Genomic DNA, 19,688 nt, shown 5'->3' with positions numbered 1-19,688 from the left:
TCGGTAAACTTTACACCAAAGAAAACGGCGCCCCGAATTACCGGGGCGCCGTCTTTTTCAGATCGGGGTCTGGATCAGTTATTGACCGCGTCGCCAACGGCGTTGCCAGCTTCCTGGGCCGCTTCTCCAACCTGTCCGGCTGCTTCGCCTACCTGGTTGGCAGCATCGGTGATCGCCTCGTCCTTGGCCACTTCCGCACCGCCCATTTGGGTGAAGACCACGATAGCCACGATCGCGGCAACCAGGAGAATGATCGCTATCAGCCAGCCGGACCCACCGCTGCGACGCGGTTCGTCGGTGACGACAGTGTGCGTCGTATGGGTGTTGCCGTCGGGCGTGCGCGTTTCCGTGATACGTTCTTCCGTCATGGAAAATCCTTTTCCATCCATGTTTTACTGCGGCCCCAACGCGCAGAAGTTCCTCGCCGTTCCCCGCATCAAGGTTAACGCTCGCCGAATTCGAAAGGAGTGTTGCCGCGGCGCATCCGGTCGAATTGCAGTTTCCTACCTCGCGGGGGGAGGGAACGTTGTCGGCAGTTCTGCCTCTGACAGGCTGCGCACCCCGGTCCGATCGGTTGCGCATCTGCCGGATTGAGCGACAATCCGCGGGCCTGGGCAAGGTCGGCCGCAAGCACTGCCTCGATACCGATCGCGACCACGAAACGCGCCTCGCCGGGTGCGCCACTGCCTTCGACGCTGCGCATCATGGTCAGCCAGCCGCCCGCCTGGCCCTCGCCCGCCTGCTCCAGCGCCACGAATTGCGTGACGAGTTCGCCTCCGGTCTCGAAAGCCCGGTGTGCATCCCACAAGGGGCAGGACACATCCGCACTGGCGAAATGCGCCGTGCTCGCGCCGATGAAGCTCTTGGAAAACTGCCCCGCACGGTCGATCCGGACCATGAAGAACGGCAAACCGCGCTGCCCCACACGCTGGAGAGTGGTGAGACGATGCGCCAGTTGTTCGAAACTGACGGAGAATCGCCGCTCGAGAACGAGGAGATCGTATCCGGTTGCCTCGCAGGCACGCAGGAAACGGCCATAGGGCATCAGCAGAGCTGCGGCGAAATACCCTTCGAGATGGCGGCGGAACAACGCGCGCGCCGCCTCCTCATCAAAGTCCGCCCCTTGGGCGACGGCTTCGATTTCCTCACGCTTCTCCAATTGCGCCACCTTGAGGGCGAGCTGGAAATTGCGCGATGCGGGACCGAGCATTTCCGAAAGCTGGATTTGCCTCGCATGGAGATCGAGGCGGCTGAGGCTTTCAGGAAGTACGTCGCGAGGCAGGATCCGGACCGAGAGCTGGTGCCGTTCGCGGAGGCGTTCGGTCAGTGCCAGCCCGATATCGCCGCGTGACAATCGCATTTCATCCGCCAGTTCTTCCGCCGAATGGTCGAGGTCGGAAAAATGGTTGCGCCAGCGTTCGATCTCGCGTCGCGATGCCGCCAGCGCGTCGTCCTGCAAATCGGCATCCGGCCCGGATTTGTCGTATAGGCGAGCGAATGCAGCAGCGACCTGCGGAGCGGTGGACAGGAATTCCTCCGCTTCGTCGCGATCGATGTCGAGATCGGCGAACCTTTCGTCGGCAAGACGGCGCATCAGGCCGTCGAGGCCGCCAACCGCCTCGTCTTCCCGCAAGGATCGGGGATCGAAGTCGAATTTCTCTACCAGCGCCATCACGACACGCGCGCTGACAGGTCGCTGATTGCGTTCGATCAGGTTCAGGTAGCTAGGCGAAATCGCCAGCCGAGTGGCCATGGCCGCTTGGGTCAGGTTTTCACGTTTACGCAGTCGACGTATTGCTGGTCCGGCCAGGAGCGCGGCGTCTGCCATTTGTAAATTCCTTTACATCATTACAGCACGATCTGCCAGATTGGCGCGATTCAGACAACAAATTCTGTAAATTTTCCTGTCACGGAGCCGCTAATCGCCCCAAGTTCAGGGGCAAGGCCACCGCGCCAGAAATTACAGGAGATTCGCCATGACCTATCAGAGCCGCATCGCCGAACTCGGCAAGACCATCTCGGAAAACGGGGCACCCTGGGGCGCTATCGACGCTGCCAGTGCTGCACGCATGGCCGTCCAGAACCGCTTCCCCACCGGTCTCGACATCGCGCGCTACACCGCGAAGATCATGCGCGAAGACATGGAAGCCTATGATGCCGACCCGGCGAACTACACCCAATCGCTCGGCTGCTGGCACGGGTTCATCGCGCAGCAGAAGATGATCTCGATCAAGAAGCATTTCGGCAGCACCAAGCGCCGTTACCTCTATCTTTCGGGCTGGATGGTTGCCGCCCTGCGCAGCGACTTCGGCCCCCTGCCCGACCAGTCGATGCACGAGAAGACCAGCGTTCCTGCGCTGATCGAAGAACTCTACACCTTCCTGCGCCAGGCCGACGCCCGCGAGCTGGGCGGCCTGTTCCGTGAGCTCGACGAAGCCAAGGCCAAGGGCGACGCGGTCAACACACACCGCTTGCTGAAGGAGATCGACGAGCATGAAACTCATGTTGTGCCGATCATTGCCGACATCGACGCAGGTTTCGGCAATGCCGAGGCGACCTACCTGCTCGCCAAGAAGATGATCGAGGCCGGTGCCTGCGCCCTGCAGATCGAAAACCAGGTGTCGGACGAAAAGCAGTGTGGCCACCAGGACGGCAAGGTCACGGTCCCGCACGAGGAATTCCACCAGAAGATCCGTGCAATCCGCTACGCCTTCCTCGAACTCGGCGTTCCCGACGGCATCATCGTTGCCCGCACCGACAGCCTCGGCGCCGGGCTGACCAAGTCGATCGCCTATTCGAAGGAACCGGGCGATCTGGGCGACCAGTACAACAGCTTCCTCGATTGCGACGAAGTCGACGCAGCCGACATCAAGAACGGCCAGGTCTTCATCAGCCGCGACGGCAAGCTGCTGGCACCCAAGCGCCTGCCCAGCAATCTCTACCAGTTCCGTCCCGGAACCGGTGAAGACCGCTGCGTCCTCGATTGCATCACTGCGCTTGAGGCGGGTGCCGACCTGCTGTGGATCGAGACCGAGAAGCCGCACGTCGAACAGATCGCCGGCATGGTCGACCGTGTCCGCGAAGTGATCCCCAATGCGAAGCTGGTCTACAACAACTCGCCCAGCTTCAACTGGACGCTCAACTTCCGCCAGCAGATCTTCGACAAGTGGGAAGCAGAGGGCAAGGACGTGTCGGGTTACGACCGCGCCAAGCTCATGAGCATCGACTATGACGGCACCGAACTCGCCGCCGAAGCCGACGAGAAGATCCGCACCTTCCAGGCCGATGGCGCGAAGCGTGCCGGTATCTTCCACCATCTCATTACGCTGCCGACCTACCACACGGCCGCGCTGAGCACCGACAACCTCGCCAAGGAATACTTCGGCGAACAGGCGATGCTCGGTTACGTCAAGAACGTACAGCGCGAGGAAATCCGCCAGGGTATTGCCTGCGTGAAGCACCAGAACATGGCCGGTTCGGACATCGGCGATGACCACAAGGAATACTTTGCCGGAGAAGCGGCCCTGAAGGCCGGCGGCAAGGACAACACGATGAACCAGTTCGCTGCAGCCTAACGGAGAGGAAGGATGACTACGATGACCGAAGACACTCCCAAGACCGAGCCAGGCCGCGCACGCGCCCTGTTCTCGACCGCCGATTTCCGTCTCCTGCGCACCGCTCTCACGAGCTACGCGCGCCAGACCGAAGACCGCGAGGAGCTGGCGAAGATCAACGCCCTGCACCATCGCCTCGGGACCTACGTTCCCTCGGACGGTTGAATAACGTCCGGGCTAAAGCAGCGAAGCGGTAGCCCAACAAAGACACCAAGTTCTCCTGGGGAGGAGAAACGGCCGTCGCAGCACCCCCAATGCTGCGGCGGCCGTCAATTTATGGGTCAGCCCCCGTTGCGGGGCATCAGGTCGAGCGCCGCACCGGCCAGCGCTTCGGCACCTGTCGCCACTACCTTTTCAGCGTCGGGCGCCCAGAACGGCGAATGAAGCGAGGGAAGTGGCTTCCCATCTTCCTTGAGCGCAGTGAGCATTTCGTCGGTCGTGCCGCTGATCCAGAAAATCATGCTCTTCACGTCTTCGGGCGAAGCGCGGCGGAACTGGCTGAAATCCTCGCCGCCCATGACCGCCGGCCATTGCATGACGCGCTCTTCACCGAAACGCGCGCGGAAGGATGCCGCACGCTCCTCGGAGAACTCCGGATCGTTGAAGGTCGAGGGCGTGTACGGCTCTTCCACCGTCACCACCGGGTGCAGTTCCTCGGGCAGGCCGGCTGTGATCGCTTCGCCCTTCGCAACACGGCGGATGCCATCGAGTAGCAGCTGCCGGCTCTGATCCGAATAGCTGCGCACTGTCAGCTGCAGCTTGGCCTCGTCAGAGATGATGTTGTGCTTGGCGCCCGCATGGAAGCTGCCGACTGTGATCACCGCCGGATCGAGCGGCGAGGAGCTGCGGCTCACCACCGTCTGCACCTTCATCACGATGGCACTGCCGAGCACCACCGGATCGATCGTGGTGTGCGGATAGGCGCCATGCCCACCGATACCCTTCACCGTGATGTCGACGCTGTCGACATTGGCCAGCGCATAACCCGGCGTATAGCCGATGGTGCCTGCCGGAGCGGGCGCAGCGGCGTCGTGGAAGGCCAGCACGTAGTCCGGCTTGGGAAAGCGCGTGTAGAGCCCGTCCTCGATCATCGCGATCGCGCCAAGGCCAAGCTCTTCGGCGGGCTGCAGGATCATCACCAGCGTGCCCTGCCATTGGTCCTTGTGCTCGACCAGGAGCTGCGCGGCACCGATGAAGCCCGCCATGTGCGTATCGTGGCCGCAAGCGTGCATCACACCGGTCGTCACGCCGCTGGCGGGCGTCGCCATTTCCTTGCTTGCGAAGGGCAGCCCGGTCTGTTCGATCACAGGCAGTCCGTCCATGTCGGCGCGCAGCATGACCACGGGACCGTTACCGTTCTTCATCACGGAGACGACGCCGGTCTGGCCAACGCCCTCGGTCACCTCGAAGCCCAGATCGCGCATCCGCTTGGCCAGCTTGGCAGCGGTCTTGTGCTCTTCGAAGCTCAATTCCGGATGCGCGTGGAGATCGCGGTAAAGCTCCATCAGGCCGGGCATATCGTCAGCGAGCGAAGCGCGCAGATCCTGCGCCGAGGCTGGCGTAACGATGGCCATAACGGCGAGCGCGGCGAGTGTTGGACGCAAGTTGGACTTCATTGGTATCTCCCCCACAGAGTGGAACATGTGGAACACGGTCCAGGAGAAGAAAACCCGGCACCGCATCCGGCGTTCGATTGCGCGCCTGTCTGGCACGCCCGGCGTCGGTAGGGAAGGCCTACAGTCCGTAGGTGAATACAAGGGTGGTAGAGAGCGCCACGACCATGATGATCACCAGCGGCACGCCGGTGCGCACGTAATCGAAGAATTCATAGCTGCCTTCGGACATGATCAGCATGTTCGTCTGGTAGGCGATCGGCGTCGCATAGCAGAGGTTGCAGCCGAACAGCACGGCAAGGACCATGGGTTCGGGCGGCAGGCCCAGCTGGGTTGCGATGGCGAAGGCGATGGGCGTGCCAACCGTTGCAGCCGTGGCGTTCGAGGCGAAGTTGGTGATCACCGTCATGGTGAGCATGATCACCGCGAGCGATGCGGCAGGGGTGAGATATTGCAGGCCGCTGGCCATCACCAGGCCGATCCAGTCCGCCGCACCGCTTTCGAGGATCACGCGTCCAAGCGCGATACTGGCCGCAACCAGCACGATGACCGAGGCCGACAGGGCGCGGCCTACACGGTCGAATTTCACACATCCGGTCACGAACATCAGGATTGCACCGAGCAGCGCCGAAATCGCAATCGGGACCTTCAGGAGATAGAAGCCTTCCGATCCGTAGAACGGCAGGCCCACCGATGCGAGCGCCACCGAAGCGCCCATGATCGCCGCCGCGAGCACAGCCTTGGAACGACGCGGCAATTCACGCCGCCCTTCGAGCGTCAGAAGGCCGTCGGCACGTGAGAAATGCTCGATGTCGTCAGGCAGGCCCATCACCAGAAGGACATCGCCTTCGATGAGGCGCATGTCGCCGCCTTCGGAAAATTGGTCCTTTTCGCCCATCAGCCGCTCCGGCCGGTGGGTGCCGATGACTGCTACGCCGTAGAGGTCGGCGATGCCCGAACTTGGCAGCGTACGACCGATCAGGCGCGAATCCGCTGTCACGGTCATTTCGACCACCGCGATGTCGACGCCCTTGTCATGCGAGTTGCGACGGATGCGGTCGATTACCCAGCTGGGCGCGGCATCGCCGCGCAGGACCGACATGGCTTCTTCGATTGCTGCGTGAGTGCCAGTCATCAGGAGGCGATGCTGGGGCCTGAGCAGGCCGGGCGGGACATCATGGAATTCGATCCCGTCGGGCAGGCGCGAAGCGACTTCCGACAGCTCACGTCCGTTCAGCACGGAATTTTCGGTAATGCGCAGGCGGGTTTCGAATTTGCGCAAGGCATGGACCTGTTCGATCTGGTTGCTCTTGAGCATGCGGGGCATGACCAGCCAGACATATGGCAGGGCGACAAGGCAGGCGACGATGACGATCGGGGTGAAGTGGAACACGCCCATACGCTCCATCCCCAGGTCTACCGCAATCGAAACGACAAGGATGTTGGTCGAGGTCCCGATGGTGGTCGCAAGCCCGCCGAGGAGTGATGCAGCGTTGAGCGGGATCAGCGTCTTGGAGGCGGGCATCATCCCACGCTCCGCCAACGCCACGAAGATCGGGATCAGCAGGACCAGGACCGGCGTATTGTTCACGCCCATCGACAAAATGAAACACACCACCAGCGAGAACAGCAGTCCCAGCTGGAGGTTGATTTTGAAAACCCGTTCCAGGAACCGCGCCGCCGGCTCGAGCGCGCCGGTTACGACAAGGCCGCGCCCCATCACCATCAGCGCACAGATCGTGATCAGCGCGTAGTGACCGAAGCCGGAGAATGCGAGCTGCAGGCCGTCCGTCGGTGCGCTGCCTTCGAGCGGGAAGAAATAGAGACCGACCGCGATTACCGCGATTGTCAGGAGTGAGATGATCTCAATGGACATTCGTCCGCGCGCAAAGGCGACGAACATGGCGAGGGTAACCGCCATTGCGGCAATCGCGTGATAAGACGGCATGCCGATCATTCGCCGCGGTGAATTCCACCGCTACGCAGGAATATCAAGGGTTTTCCCGCAAAAGGGCGCTTCTCAGGCCTCGCTGAGGGATCTTTCCGCCCACAGCAGGGTCAATGCCAGCAAAGCGGTGGCCGCCGTGCCTGCCCCGCCTGCCGGGAGAGTCCACGCCTTCGCATCCATCATCGCGAGAAGGTTGAGGACTATTGCCCCAAACCCAGCGATTGCCGTCAGGACGCCAAGGCCCTTTCCCCATCCAGATCCTTTGCGCGCAAGGCTTACGCCTACGCCAAGCGCCGCTGCGCCGAGGATCAGCTTGGCGAGGAAATAGAGGAAGAACGCGCCAGCCAGCACGGTCGCGAACAATTGCGGTTCGCTCTCGCCGGCTTCCATTGCCGGTGCGAACATGGAGAGGCCCATGCCCACTTGCAGCAGGTTGAGCATTCCCGACACAGCGATTGCGGCCCACAACACGGATTGCCCGGGTCTGCGCACCGATAGGGATAGCGCGAGGATCAAGACTGCAGCAAACGCGAAGAGTTCGGTGAACCACGTGAGCGGCCGCAACATCTCGTTCGCGGAGCCCGAGACGACGGTGATGTAGAACACCTGGCTCGCCACTGTGAGCAAAAGCGCTGCACCGACAGCGCCTACCTGTGACTGTGTTTTCATGGTCAGTCCCCTTGCCGCCCCTTGTGGGCAGTCATGCACCACCATTCGTGCCGGCAGGCAAGAAGGTTACGGCAAAGAGAAGAGTGGTACCCCCGGCCGGACTCGAACCGGCACTTCGTAAGAAACTCGATTTTGAGTCGAGCGCGTCTACCAATTCCGCCACGGAGGCCCATGATGGACGGCGGGGATTAGCCCCGCTCGCCCATGCCATCAAGCGCTGTTTTCACCCTATTTGAGCGCGCCCGCCAGCATCTTGTGCAATTTGGAGTGCAGGACATCGTTCGCGGCAAGCACCTGCTTGGAATGGATCGGCTGCGAACGGCCCCGGAAGTCGGAGACAAAGCCTCCTGCTTCGCGCACGATCAGGCAACCGGCTGCGGTGTCCCAGTCGTTGAGACCGCTCTCCCAGAAACCGTCGAACCGGCCTGCCGCAAGCCAGGCTAGGTCGAGCGAGGCGGCGCCGAAGCGGCGGATGCCTGCGACATTGGGGCCGATCGCACCGAAGATGCGCGACCATTCGGCAAAGTCGCCGTGGCCCTGGAAGGGAATGCCGGTGGCGATCAGCGCTTCGGACGGCGCGCGGCGCGAGGAAACGCGCAACCGCCCGTCGTGCAGCCATGCACCGCGGCTCTTTTCCGCCCAGAAGGTTTCGTCGGTGACCGGGTTGTAGACGACGGCAGCGGTCACATCGCCCCAGTCGTCGCTGCCCAGCTTACGTTCCTGCACCGCGATGCTGATCGCGAAATGCGGAATGCCGTGGAGGAAGTTGCTGGTGCCGTCGAGCGGGTCGACGATCCAGCGCGGCATGCCGTCTGCACCTTCGATGGTGCCGGCTTCTTCCATTTCGAAGCCCCAATCGGGGCGCGCCTGGAGCAGCTCGTCATAGATCGTGCGCTCTGCACGCATGTCGGCCTTCGACACGAAGTCGGCAGGGCCCTTGCGGCTTACCTGCAAATGTTCGATCTCGCCGAAATCGCGGCGCAGGCGGCCACCCGCCTTGCGTGCGGCTTTCTCCATCACGCGGATCAGTCCGGAAATTGCGGCCATGGGTATCTCTTACTCGGTGAGCACGCGGATCGAACGGGCTTGCAGGTGGATGTCTCCCCACTCGCAGGCCATGTCGAATTTCGTGCCTTCAATGTTGAACGTGTCGATTGCGAAACGGCGTTGCTTGCCCTCGCCGCCGGTTTCGCGGCGGTCGAGGTTGAGCTTTGAAATGCCCGCGAATTTGAGCATTCCGGGGTGGAAGCAGCATTCTTCCCCCGCGCCCGGCGCCTCGTATTCGGGATGCTCGGGCTCGAGGCAGAAATCCATCTCCAGCGTCAGTTCGTCATCGTTGATGATGACCGCACGCAGGGTGCTCTTGGCGATATCGACATTGTCGAACCGGCTGGCGATGGACTTGCCCATGGATCAGGACGCCTTGCCGACGTAGCTCTGTTCGTAGACGTCGACGATGATGCGCGTGCCGCTTTCGATGTGCGGCGGGACCATGATGCGAACGCCGTTGTCGAGCACGGCGGGTTTGTAGCTGGACGAAGCGGTCTGGCCCTTCACCACGGCATCGGCCTCGACGATTTCTGCTTCGATCTGGGCGGGCAGTTCGACCGAAATCGGCTTTTCTTCCCACAGCTCCAGCTTCACCTGCATGCCGTCCTGGAGGAACGGCCGGGCATCGCCCAGGAGGTCGCTCGGCAGGTTGATCTGCTCGTAGGTGTTCTGGTCCATGAACACGAGCATGTCGCCGTCTTCATAGAGGAACTGGTATTCCTGCGTATCGAGGCGCACCTTCTCGACCGTGTCGGCGCTGCGGAAGCGGACGTTGGTCTTGCGGCCATCCTGCAGGTTCTTCATCTCGACCTGCATGTAGGCGCCGCCCTTGCCGGGCTGGGTGTGCTGGATCTTGGCGACCTTCCAGATGCCGCCTTCGTATTCGATGATGTTGCCCGGACGGATGTCCACGCCGCTGATCTTCATGAGGAACCTGCCTTCGATGTGAAAGAGCGCCGCCCCTCAAATGACACGCGGATTCGTGCGGGGCGGTCGTGCGCCGCGCGCCTTACCCGAGGCGGGGCCAAGGGGCAAGGCAATGGAAAATTCAGCTTGCCCGCGCTATAGGGGTGAGTGGAGGAAATTGGTCATGACACGCCGCATCGCAATCGGCATCGCTGCAGCTTCGCTTTTCGCGCTGTTCCCCGCCACGGGACAGGCGCAGGGACGTTTGGGCCTGCTCGAACAGGGCGAATATGTTTGCGCCCTGCCCGGAAGCGCGACTGGCCCTGCCTGGCAGGAGATGGAAGCGCATAATTTCGCGATTACCGGGGCATCCAGCTACCGCACCGAGAAAGGCGTCGGCACCTACCTGCTCGAAGGCAAGCGCGTTACGTTCACCCGCGGCCCGATGAAGGGGCATCGCATGATGCTGCTCTCGTCCGGCCTGCTGCAGGAACTGGGGCGCGACGGAAAGCTCGGCCGCCTGCGCTGTCACCGTGCCGGTCCGCTCGTAGACTGACCTACTGCTCTCCGGTGAGCAGCGGATACGGGTTCACCGCGTTGGCGGGTTCCCACCACTCCGCATCCGCCGTGGTCTGCAACACCGCGAAATGCAGGTGCGGCGCCTGTTCCGAGGCATTGCCGCTGGACCCGACAGTGCCGAGCCGCTGGCCGCGGCGCACACGCTGGCCCTCCTTCAGTCCTTCCGCATATTCGTCGAGGTGGGCGTAATAATGGATCGTCTCGCCGTCGTTCGAGCGCACATAGATCGTGTTGCCGCCTGCATCGGAGCGAAACAGCTTTTCCACCGTACCGGGTGCTGCTGCCACGACACTGGTTCCTGTCGGGGCCATGATGTCGATCGCTTCGTGCAGGCGGACGCCTTCACCGCGCGAATCGCTGAACGTGTCGCTCAGATCGGATACGCGGATGTTCTTGACCGGGATCAGTAGCCGGTTGCTGGCATTCTGCGCCGGTGACGTTGGCATGGCCGTATCGAGACCGGCCGCCTCTTCCATCGTCTCGCCTTCTGTAGGACTTGGCTCCGGGCTGGGCGCCACTTCGGCCGGGCGCGTGTTCTTGCGCTGGCTGTCGCTGGTGGCGTTTTCGATGAGACTGCCGCCCGCCACGATCCAGACGATGCTGGTAATCGTGGCGGTGACAACGATGGTAAGAATGCGATCGACGATATTCATGGCTCCTCCCTAGCCGATCAGGCCTCGAAGATCACCTGCGTCGACGGCGACACCATTTGCGCAAGGCGCGCAGCATCCCAGTTGGTCAGGCGAACGCAGCCGCTGCTCTGCGCACGGCCGATGGTTTCCGGGTCCGGCGTGCCGTGGATGCCGTAGTGTTCCTTCGACAGGTCGATCCATACGACCCCGACCGGACCGTTCGGTCCGGGGGGCAGCTTGTAGGTTTCGCCATCACCCTGCCCCAGAACCTCGGGGTCGTAGGAATAGGGGGGATTGTATGCCTCACCTAAGATATCCCATTCGCCGATCGGCAGTGGAAACTCGCTGGATCCCGAGCTGACTGTGAACATGGCGATAAGCTTGTCGCCCTGGTAGGCCTTCAGCGTGTCTTCCGACTTGCTCACGACAATACGATCGACCTCCGGCTGGTCGCTACCGACTCCGAGCGCCGCGAGGGTCTTTTGCCAACCCTGGTCGGTGATCGAACCCGGCTTGATCGCATCGCCGCCGATGTTCGGAACGCGGATCTGCTGGCCGGCACGGAAATAGCCGTCACCGGGGCGTTTGGTCGGCGGAGCGTCGGCTTCGGCATCGTTCGTAGACGGCTGGGCCGTATCCGAAGAACCGGCAGGTCTGCCATTCGGATTGAGCTGGCGCAGGACCTCGACGGTGGTGTGAAAACGCTCTGCCAGCTTTTCGTCGAGCGAAGTGTATCCGAGGTTTTCCATTTCTGCCTTCTTGACAGTGTCTTCGGGCATTTCCTTGAATTCGATATCGCCCCAGCTGGCGGGGATGGTAACGACGCGCGTGGCCGCGATACGGTCCCACTCTGCCAATGCGCTCTTCGTTTTCTCATCGAGCTTGCCAGTCACTTCGAGGTCGTTTGCCTCCTGAAAGCCCGACAGTGCGTTCTCGGTGCTCATGCCCATCTTGCCGTCGATCACGCCGGGTCCGAAGCCGATCCTGTCGAGCACGACCTGCGCCTGCATGATCGGGCGATCTTCGGGATCTTCGATCTGTGCGTCGGAGCTGCCGGATGCAGAGCTGGCTTCGTCGTTCGATGCCATGCTGTCGGCATGATTGTCGTCGCTGTAGGTTTCGTACCCCTGATCGGAAGCGGAATTAGCTTCTGCCGACGCGGAAGTCGTTTCGGTTTCGTCCTCCGCACCATCCATGCCGCAGGCGGCAAGAGCGAGGGACGAAGCGGCGATAAACAGGAATTGGCGCATGGAAGCTCCCCAAAAACGGGGCGCAGTCCGCCCCTTTCGGAAGCTACAACTCACTTGGCGGCGATTTGCTCCGCAAATGCTTGAACTGCCTTGACTTCGTCGCCCGACCAGATCGCACCTGACACGGCAAGGAAGTCTGCCCCGGCTTCGATCAAGGGTTTGCAATTGGCGGGCGTGATGCCGCCGATGGCAACCGAGGGTATCTCCACCATCTCGTGCCACCATTCGAGCAGCGCCGTATCCGCAGTATGCTCGGTTTCCTTGGTCGTGCTGGGGGAGAAGGCGCCGAATGCCACGTAGTCGGCTCCGGCCTCGCCCGCTTCCAGAGCAAGGTGGCGCGAACCATGGCAGGTCACGCCGATCTGGGCTTCGCGACCGAGTTCCTCTCTTGCGTCGCGCGGGTCGCCATCGCCCTGCCCCAGGTGGACGCCATCTGCGCCGAGCCGCTTGGCGAGCGCAATGTCGTCATTGACGATGAACGCCACTTCGCGGGCAGCGCAGATTTCCTGCAGCGGCTCTGCCAGTGCGGCGGCATCGTGCTGGTCCAGTCCCTTCACGCGGAACTGGAACGCGGTCACGACGCCCTTCCCGGCATCGAGCGCCCGTTCGAGACGCTGCGGAAAGTCCCCGCCGACTTCGAGCGGGGAGATGAGATAAAGCTGGCAAGGAGTATTGGTCATGCGCGGCGCTCTATCGCCGGATGACCGATACGCCAAGCAGATCGTCTAGGGCGTCAGGCTCCGGTGCTCGCGCAGGCGATCTCGTCGATCGCATTGCCCAAGGCCTGGTCGAACTGCTGGTCGTCCATCTTGGCTTCGAGAACTTCGAGCAGGGCGCGGCTGAAGCTGGCGATCATGCCGTCGTTCTTCGCCAGTTCGCGGCACGCGTCCTCGCGGCTGTAGCCGCCCGACAATGCCACGACGCGCAGCACCTTGGGATGGTCGATAAGCGACTTATAGAGGTTGGGCTCGCTCGGGATCGTGAGCTTGAGCATGACCTGCTTGCCTTCCGGCACCCGCTCCAGCTGGTCGAGCATGTTGGACAGCAGCAGGGCTTCGGCCTGCGGACGGCTTGCGCTGTCGAGGCTGACTTCCGGCTCGAGAATCGGGACGAGACCGAAGGAGAGGATTTCGAGACCGTAATCCATCTGCTGCGCGACATTGGCAGCCACACCCTCACGGTTCGCTTCGTGGATGACCGAACGCATCTTCGTGCCGAAGACGCCCAGTTCCTTGGCGCGCTTGCACAGCGCTTCGAGTTCGGGGATCGGCTTCATCAGCTGCGCGCCGTTCTCGACGTCGTGCATGCCCTTGTCGACCTTGAGGAAAGGGACCACGCCGCGGCGGCTCAGCAGTTCGGGAATGGGCGAACCTTCGGCGTTGCAGCCTTCCATGGTCTTTTCGAACAGGATCGCCCCGATCACCTTGCCGTTCGAGAAGGACGGGGAATCGACGATACGGCAGCGCATTTCGTGGATCTTGGCGAACATTTCGTCATCGCCGTCCCATTCGGCGTCTTCCACGCCATAGGCCCGGAGCGCCTTGGGAGTGGAACCGCCCGACTGGTCCAGAGCCGCGATAAAGCCCTGTCCGTCGCGCATTTTCGCCGTCATTTCCTCGAAATTCATGTCCGTCCTCGCTGGTGCATGCATAGGTATGCGCGGCCCATACAAAGGGCTTCGCCCTGCCGCAACGCCCTGCCGGTAACTTTACCCGCCCTCGTTCGTAATAGTGGCAAAGGAGCGACAATGCTGGACGATACCCAAGAGCGCCTGTGCGCCGAGAACGAGACCGATTTCTCCGACCTCAAGGCGCTGACGATCAACTGCACGCTGAAGCGATCGCCCGACGGCTCGCACACGGACAAGCTGCTTGGCGTGGTCGAGACGATCCTGGTGCGCAACGATGTCTCGCTCGAACAGGTAAGGCTGGTCGACCACGACATCGCACCCGGGGTCTATCCCGACATGACCGAACACGGTGCAACGCGCGATGATTGGCCTGCGATCTGGGAAAAGGTCGAGGCCGCCGATATCCTCGTCGTCGGCACGCCGATCTGGCTGGGTGAGAAGTCCTCGGTATGCCAGCGCCTGATCGAACGGCTCTACGCCCACTCAGGTCAGCGCAACGACCGGGGCCAGTACATCTTTTACGGCAAGGTCGGCGGCTGCATCGTCACCGGCAACGAGGACGGCATCAAGCACGTGGGCATGGGCGTGCTCTACTCATTGCAGCACGTCGGCTACACCATTCCCCCGCAAGCCGATGCGGGCTGGATCGGCGAAGCCGGGCCCGGGCCGAGTTACGGCGACGCGAAGGAAGACGGATCGGGCTATGTCGGTTTCGACAACGATTTTACCAAGCGCAACACGACCTTCATGACATGGAACCTGATGCACATGGCACGCATGCTGAAAGACGCTGGCGGCATCCCCTGCCACGGAAACTCGGTCGATCTGTGGAACGAGGGCCGCCGCTTCGACGCGCCGAACCCCGAATACCGTTAGGCGGTCAGCGCAGCTACGCCGGGAAGATCCTTGCCTTCCATCCATTCGAGGAAGGCTCCGCCCGCGGTCGAGACGAAGGTGAAATCGTCCTTCACGCCGGCATGGGCGAGCGCGGCAACGGTGTCGCCCCCTCCTGCGACCGATGTCAGCGAACCGTCCTGCGTCAGGGCAGCCGCGGTTCGAGCCAGTGCCACGGTCGCGGCATCGAAAGGCTCCGTCTCAAACGCGCCGAGCGGGCCGTTCCAGACCAGCGTGCGGCAGGTCTTCAGCACATCGCCGAGCGCTTCGACCGCCTGCGGACCAACGTCGAGGATCATCTCGTCCGAGGCGACCTCATGGACGTTGCAGGTCCGCAAGGAAGCTGGGTTTTCCGCGAATTCCTTCGCCACGACCACATCGTAGGGCAGGTGCACGGTGCAACCCGCGTGATCGGCCGTGTCCATGATCTTGTTCGCGGTAGCAGTCAGATCATGTTCGCACAGGGACTTGCCGACATCCACACCGCGAGCGGCGAGGAAGGTGTTGGCCATGCCGCCACCGATGATCAGGTGCTGGACCTTGCCGACGAGGTTCTCGAGCACGTCGAGCTTGGTCGAAACCTTGGCCCCGCCAACGACCGCTGCGACCGGCTGCTCGGGCGAGCCGAGCGCGGCTTCGAGGGCCTTGAGTTCCGCTTCCATCGCGCGCCCGGCATAGGCGGGCAGCTGGTGCGCCAGCCCTTCGGTCGAGGCATGGGCGCGGTGCGCGGCGGAGAAGGCATCGTTAACGTAGAAATCGCCGTGAGCAGCAATGCCTTTGGCAAATTCGGGGTCGTTAGCTTCCTCGCCGGGCCAGAAGCGAATGTTGTCGAGCAGGCCGATATCGCCGTCGGAGAGGATGCCGATCGACTGTTCGACCACCGGCCCCATCACTTCGGGGATGAACATGATTTCGCGGTCGAGAACGCGTTCGATGTCGCCCTGCACCATGCTGGTGCTCATGGTCGAGTGGCGCTGGCCCTTGGGCCGGCCGAAATGGGCAAGGAGGAGAACCTTCGCGCCCTTGTCGGCCAGCTCGAGGATGGTGGGCTTCACAGCTTCAACCCGGGTGACATCGCTGGCGCGCCCTTCCTGCATCGGAAGGTTCAGATCGACGCGTACGAGCGCGACCTTGCCGGTCACGTCGCCAAGATCATCCAGGGTCTTGAAGCTGCTCATATCGGGGTTTCCTTAGAGGAACTTCGCCATGACACCGGCGGTGTCGATCATGCGGTTGGAGAAGCCCCACTCGTTGTCATACCACGAAACCACGCGGGCAAGCTTGCCTTCCATGACGCTGGTTTCGAGACTGTCGATGGTCGAGCTGGCCGGATGGTGGTTGAAGTCGCTCGAAACGAGCGGCTGGTCGGTAAAGTCGAGCACACCCTTCATCGGACCATCGGCCGCGGCCTTCAAAGCGGCATTCAGTTCCTCGGCGCTGGTGTCGCGGCCGGGGGTGAAGACGAGATCGACGAGGCTGACGTTCGGCGTGGGTACTCGGACCGAGCTGCCGTCGAGCTTGCCGGCTAGTTCGGGCAAGACGAGGCCGACCGCACGGGCAGCGCCGGTGGTGGTCGGGATCATGTTCTGCGCACCGCCGCGGGCACGGCGCATGTCGGAATGCATCTGGTCGAGCATGCGCTGGTCGTTGGTGTAGCTGTGGATCGTGGTCATGAAGCCGCGCTCGATGCCGACCGTGTCGTGCAGCACCTTGGCCATCGGCGAGAGGCAGTTGGTGGTGCAGCTGGCGTTCGAGACGATCACGTCTTCGGCGGACAGGACATCGTGGTTCACGCCGTAGACGATCGTGGCCGACACGTTCTTGGCCGGGGCCGAGATCAGGACGCGCTTGGCACCAGCATCGAGGTGCGGGCGGCAGGCTTCGTCAGACTGGAAGAAGCCGGTGCATTCGAGAACGATGTCGACGCCCTGTTCGCCATGCGGCAGCTTGCCGGGTTCACGCTCGGAAGTGACCGCGATCGACTTGCCGTTCACGATGATGGCATTGTCGCCGACTTCCACCGTGCCGGGGAAACGGCCGTGGGTGCTGTCATACTGGAACAGCAGGGCATTCGACTTGGTGTCGGCCAGATCGTTGATCGACACGAGGTCGAGATCGTGATCCTCACGCTCCAGGATAGCGCGCGCCACCAGGCGACCGATGCGTCCGAAACCGTTGATTGCAACCTTGGTAGCCATGCGAAAAGCTCCTGCTTAACCGTTTAATTTGTTCATGATTTGCGGAACGATATCGTCCGCAGTGAGACCGAATTTCTTGAAGAGATCGCCAGCCGGTGCCGATGCGCCGAAGCGGTCGATGCCGATGTTGAGACCATCCGTGCCAGTGTAGCGTTCCCAGCCGAAGGTGGTGCCCGCCTCGACGCTGACGCGCAGCGTATCGGCCGGGATCATGTCGGTACGATAGTCTGCCGACTGTTCGTCGAACAGCTGGGTGCAGACCATCGAGACCACGCTGGCACCGATGCCTTCCTTCTCGAGCCGCTCGGCGCATTCGAGAGCGACGTGCACTTCCGAACCGCTGGCCACCAGGGTGACCTTGTGGGCGTTGCTCGATTTCTTGAGGCGGTAGGCGCCCTTCGAAGACATGTCCGTTTCGTCGGGTGCATTGCGCAATTGCGGCAGACCCTGGCGCGTCAAAGCCAGAACCGTCGGGCGATCCTTCTCGCGCAGAGCGATCTCCCAGCACTCCGCCGTTTCGACAACGTCCGCCGGACGCATGACGAGGAGGTTGGGGATCATGCGCAGGCTCTGCACATGCTCGATCGGCTGGTGCGTCGGGCCGTCTTCACCCAGCCCGATGCTGTCATGCGTCATGACGTAGATCGCGCGGGTCTGCTGCAAGGCCGAGAGACGGATTGCAGCGCGGCAATAATCGGTGAACACAAGGAAGGTGCCGCCGTAAGGGATCACGCCGCCGTGCAGCGCCATGCCGTTCATCGCGGCGGCCATGCCGAATTCGCGGATGCCGTAGTAAATGTAACGGCCCGAGTAATCGTCGGCTGTGAGCGGGCCGATGCCGCCTGCCTTGGTGTTATTCGAACCGGTGAGATCGGCGCTGCCGCCGATGGTTTCGGCGAGCTTGCCGTTGATCTGCGCCAGAGCCATTTCGCTGGCCTTGCGGGTCGCGACCTTCTGCGGTTCGGCCATCAGCTTCTGGATGTAGTTATCGAGGCTGAAGCTTTCGGGCAGGTCGCCTGCCATGCGGCGTTCGAATTCCTTGCGCTGGCCGCTGGCGTTCAGGCGATCCTGCCACTCGTCGCGGGCCTTGGCATGGTCCGCATTCTTGGCGCGCCAGTCGGCGTAGACCTGCTCGGGAATTTCGAAGGGCTTGGCATCCCAGCCGAGCACTTCGCGGGCAGCCGAAATCTCTTCGTCGCCCAGCGGCGCACCATGCGTCGCGCTGGTGCCCTGCTTGGTGGGCGCACCCTTGCCGATGATGGTCTTGCAGGCGATCAGCGAGGGGCGATCGTCGGCCTGCGCTTCGTTCAGCGCGCGGCGAATATCGTCGAAGTCGTGGCCGTCACAGCTCGTGACGTGCCAGCCGGTCGCTTCGTAACGGGCCTTGATGTCTTCGCTGGTCGACAGGTCGGTCGAACCGTCGATGGTGATGTTGTTGTCGTCCCACAGCACGTTCATCCGGCCCAGCTTGAGGTGGCCGGCGATACCGATCGCTTCGTGGTTGATGCCTTCCATGAGGCAGCCGTCGCCTGCGATCACCCAGGTCTTGTGATCGACCAGGGCGTTGCCGAAGGCGGAATTGAGATGACGCTCGGCAATGGCCATGCCGACTGCCATCGCCAGGCCCTGGCCGAGCGGACCGGTCGTGCATTCGACACCTGGCAGCAGAAAGTTTTCCGGGTGTCCCGCGCAGGGGCTACCGATCTGGCGGAAGTTGCGAATGTCTTCGATTGTCGGCTGCTCATACCCCGCAAGGTGAAGCAGCGAGTAGATCAGCATCGACCCGTGGCCTGCCGACAGCACGAAACGATCGCGGTCCGCCCAGTCGGGTGCCTTGGGATCGTGGCGGAGATATTCCGACCACAGCACGGCGGCGGCATCGGCCATGCCCATCGGCATGCCGGGGTGCCCCGAATTCGCAGCCTGCACCGCATCCATCGAAAGAGCCCTGATGGCGTTGGCCATCTGGACCATGCGGGCAGTGTCGATTGTCATGCTTGGTATCTCCGCGAGAGGGGTCGATTCGACGCGCGCGCACCCTTCGCGAACGCCGCGCGCGAGGTCAACCTTGGTACACGAGTGATGCCCCGCCGCCCGGTTTTGGAGCGATTTATCAACAGCACGGCGCAAACCTTTGCGCTGCAACACCAATCTTGGTATTTCTTCCCATCATGAGCGAAGCGCGCATCTTATCTGCCATCGACAGGATTGAAAAAGCGCTCGCGCGAATCGAAACGCAAGCCGCACTTGCAAGCAGTCAGGGACAAGCCGGCGATCTCGCCGCAAAGCATGACGCTCTGCGCAGCCAAGTCACCGCTAGCCTTGCCGAACTCGACACGCTGATCGGGGAGATGGAGCGATGAGCGACGTCAAGCTCACGGTCGGGGAGCGGTCCTACACCGTCTCCTGCGCAGACGGCCAGGAGCAGCATGTCGAACACCTTGCCGGCATGGTCGATGCCAAGCTCAAGGCCATGGGCGGCAATCTTACCGCCAACGAGGCGAAGAACCTCCTGTTCGCCGCGCTCATGCTGGCGGACGAAGTCGACGAGGCGGGCAAGAGGCCGGCCGCAGAAGCGCCTGCCGGCACGGCCGCAACCGGTTTGGACCAGAGCGATGCCATAGCCGCGCGGCTGGAACGTCTGGCCACCGCATTCGAAAACGCTGCATCAGCACTTGAGGGTGGACCTGCGGCCTCCTAAATAG

At 62.4% G+C, this 19,688-nt stretch carries 21 protein-coding genes and 1 tRNA gene; 6 read left to right on the top strand and 16 right to left on the bottom strand.

Annotation, left to right across the window (positions count from 1 at the left end):
- Positions 1–74: 74 nt before the first annotated feature.
- Both CVE41_RS12855 and CVE41_RS12850 read right to left on the bottom strand, forming a co-directional pair.
- Positions 75–368, bottom strand: coding sequence for a hypothetical protein (locus CVE41_RS12855; RefSeq protein WP_100261008.1), 294 nt, complete (start codon positions 366–368; stop codon positions 75–77).
- A 74-nt stretch (positions 369–442) separates the two neighbouring features.
- Positions 443–1,828, bottom strand: coding sequence for a helix-turn-helix domain-containing protein (locus tag CVE41_RS12850; RefSeq protein ID WP_100261007.1), 1,386 nt, complete (start codon positions 1,826–1,828; stop codon positions 443–445).
- A 148-nt stretch (positions 1,829–1,976) separates the two neighbouring features.
- On the opposite strand from CVE41_RS12850, the gene CVE41_RS12845 reads away from it, so the two are divergent.
- Both CVE41_RS12845 and CVE41_RS12840 read left to right on the top strand, forming a co-directional pair.
- Positions 1,977–3,575 (top strand): isocitrate lyase, encoded by a 1,599-nt coding sequence (locus tag CVE41_RS12845; protein ID WP_100261006.1) that lies wholly within the window; start codon positions 1,977–1,979, stop codon positions 3,573–3,575.
- A gap of 21 nt (positions 3,576–3,596) precedes the next feature.
- Positions 3,597–3,779, top strand: a complete 183-nt coding sequence (locus tag CVE41_RS12840; RefSeq protein ID WP_006832439.1) for a hypothetical protein — start codon at positions 3,597–3,599, stop codon at positions 3,777–3,779.
- A gap of 116 nt (positions 3,780–3,895) precedes the next feature.
- On the opposite strand, the gene CVE41_RS12835 is transcribed toward CVE41_RS12840, so the two are convergent.
- From CVE41_RS12835 to efp, 7 genes are all read right to left on the bottom strand, one after another.
- The gene (locus tag CVE41_RS12835) at positions 3,896–5,230 is read right to left on the bottom strand and encodes an amidohydrolase (protein ID WP_100261005.1); all 1,335 of its coding nucleotides are present in this window, start codon (positions 5,228–5,230) and stop codon (positions 3,896–3,898) included.
- Positions 5,231–5,348: 118 nt separating this feature from the next.
- A complete protein-coding gene (locus tag CVE41_RS12830; RefSeq protein ID WP_198507668.1) occupies positions 5,349–7,184 on the bottom strand; it encodes an SLC13 family permease in 1,836 nt (611 codons plus the stop codon).
- A gap of 63 nt (positions 7,185–7,247) precedes the next feature.
- On the bottom strand, positions 7,248–7,844 hold the full coding sequence (locus CVE41_RS12825; RefSeq protein ID WP_157799509.1) for a hypothetical protein: 597 nt from the start codon (positions 7,842–7,844) through the stop codon (positions 7,248–7,250).
- A gap of 84 nt (positions 7,845–7,928) precedes the next feature.
- A tRNA-Leu gene (locus CVE41_RS12820) sits at positions 7,929–8,013 on the bottom strand.
- Positions 8,014–8,072: 59 nt separating this feature from the next.
- Positions 8,073–8,891: an inositol monophosphatase family protein gene (locus tag CVE41_RS12815; RefSeq protein ID WP_100261003.1), complete on the bottom strand. Its 819-nt coding sequence runs from the start codon at positions 8,889–8,891 to the stop codon at positions 8,073–8,075.
- 9 nt (positions 8,892–8,900) lie between these two features.
- Positions 8,901–9,254 carry a hypothetical protein gene (locus tag CVE41_RS12810; protein WP_100261002.1) on the bottom strand — a complete coding sequence of 118 codons (354 nt, stop codon included), beginning with the start codon at positions 9,252–9,254 and terminating at the stop codon, positions 8,901–8,903.
- Positions 9,255–9,257: 3 nt separating this feature from the next.
- Positions 9,258–9,821 (bottom strand): elongation factor P, encoded by a 564-nt coding sequence (efp, locus tag CVE41_RS12805; protein WP_090480322.1) that lies wholly within the window; start codon positions 9,819–9,821, stop codon positions 9,258–9,260.
- 163 nt (positions 9,822–9,984) lie between these two features.
- Here efp and CVE41_RS12800 point away from each other — a divergent pair, with 163 nt between their 5' ends.
- Positions 9,985–10,356: an elongation factor P gene (locus CVE41_RS12800; protein WP_232725709.1), complete on the top strand. Its 372-nt coding sequence runs from the start codon at positions 9,985–9,987 to the stop codon at positions 10,354–10,356.
- Position 10,357: 1 nt separating this feature from the next.
- Here the strand turns inward: CVE41_RS12800 and CVE41_RS12795 are convergent, their stop codons facing one another.
- From CVE41_RS12795 to CVE41_RS12780, 4 genes are read right to left on the bottom strand one after another with little or no spacing between them, the layout of a single operon-like run.
- Positions 10,358–11,032, bottom strand: coding sequence for a M23 family metallopeptidase (locus CVE41_RS12795; protein ID WP_100261001.1), 675 nt, complete (start codon positions 11,030–11,032; stop codon positions 10,358–10,360).
- A 17-nt stretch (positions 11,033–11,049) separates the two neighbouring features.
- Complete coding sequence (locus CVE41_RS12790) at positions 11,050–12,261, bottom strand: L,D-transpeptidase family protein (protein ID WP_232725708.1); 1,212 nt, start codon at positions 12,259–12,261, stop codon at positions 11,050–11,052.
- 50 nt (positions 12,262–12,311) lie between these two features.
- Positions 12,312–12,941 carry a thiamine phosphate synthase gene (gene thiE, locus CVE41_RS12785; protein WP_100261000.1) on the bottom strand — a complete coding sequence of 210 codons (630 nt, stop codon included), beginning with the start codon at positions 12,939–12,941 and terminating at the stop codon, positions 12,312–12,314.
- A 53-nt stretch (positions 12,942–12,994) separates the two neighbouring features.
- Positions 12,995–13,888: a fructose bisphosphate aldolase gene (locus CVE41_RS12780; RefSeq protein ID WP_100260999.1), complete on the bottom strand. Its 894-nt coding sequence runs from the start codon at positions 13,886–13,888 to the stop codon at positions 12,995–12,997.
- Between the two features lie 120 nt (positions 13,889–14,008).
- Between CVE41_RS12780 and CVE41_RS12775 the strand changes: the two genes are divergently transcribed.
- Entirely contained in the window at positions 14,009–14,767 is a 759-nt protein-coding gene (locus CVE41_RS12775) for a flavodoxin family protein (protein ID WP_100260998.1), read from the top strand.
- Here CVE41_RS12775 and CVE41_RS12770 read toward each other — a convergent pair.
- The 3 genes from CVE41_RS12770 to tkt are packed head-to-tail and all read right to left on the bottom strand — an operon-like array spanning position 14,764 to position 18,978.
- The gene (locus CVE41_RS12770) at positions 14,764–15,963 is read right to left on the bottom strand and encodes a phosphoglycerate kinase (protein ID WP_100260997.1); all 1,200 of its coding nucleotides are present in this window, start codon (positions 15,961–15,963) and stop codon (positions 14,764–14,766) included. The two genes, CVE41_RS12775 and CVE41_RS12770, sit on opposite strands and share 4 nt — an antisense overlap.
- 12 nt (positions 15,964–15,975) lie before the next feature.
- Entirely contained in the window at positions 15,976–16,983 is a 1,008-nt protein-coding gene (gap, locus tag CVE41_RS12765) for a type I glyceraldehyde-3-phosphate dehydrogenase (protein ID WP_100260996.1), read from the bottom strand.
- Between the two features lie 15 nt (positions 16,984–16,998).
- Positions 16,999–18,978 (bottom strand): transketolase, encoded by a 1,980-nt coding sequence (gene tkt / locus CVE41_RS12760; RefSeq protein ID WP_100260995.1) that lies wholly within the window; start codon positions 18,976–18,978, stop codon positions 16,999–17,001.
- A 176-nt stretch (positions 18,979–19,154) separates the two neighbouring features.
- On the opposite strand from tkt, the gene CVE41_RS12755 reads away from it, so the two are divergent.
- A complete protein-coding gene (locus CVE41_RS12755; RefSeq protein ID WP_100260994.1) occupies positions 19,155–19,346 on the top strand; it encodes a hypothetical protein in 192 nt (63 codons plus the stop codon).
- Entirely contained in the window at positions 19,343–19,684 is a 342-nt protein-coding gene (locus CVE41_RS12750; RefSeq protein WP_100260993.1) for a cell division protein ZapA, read from the top strand. Before CVE41_RS12755 ends, CVE41_RS12750 begins: the two co-directional genes overlap by 4 nt.
- Positions 19,685–19,688 lie beyond the last annotated feature (4 nt).

The organism is Qipengyuania seohaensis (assembly GCF_002795865.1).
In the GTDB taxonomy this organism is placed as follows: domain Bacteria; phylum Pseudomonadota; class Alphaproteobacteria; order Sphingomonadales; family Sphingomonadaceae; genus Qipengyuania; species Qipengyuania seohaensis.
This window is presented reverse-complemented; position numbering and strand designations above follow the sequence as displayed.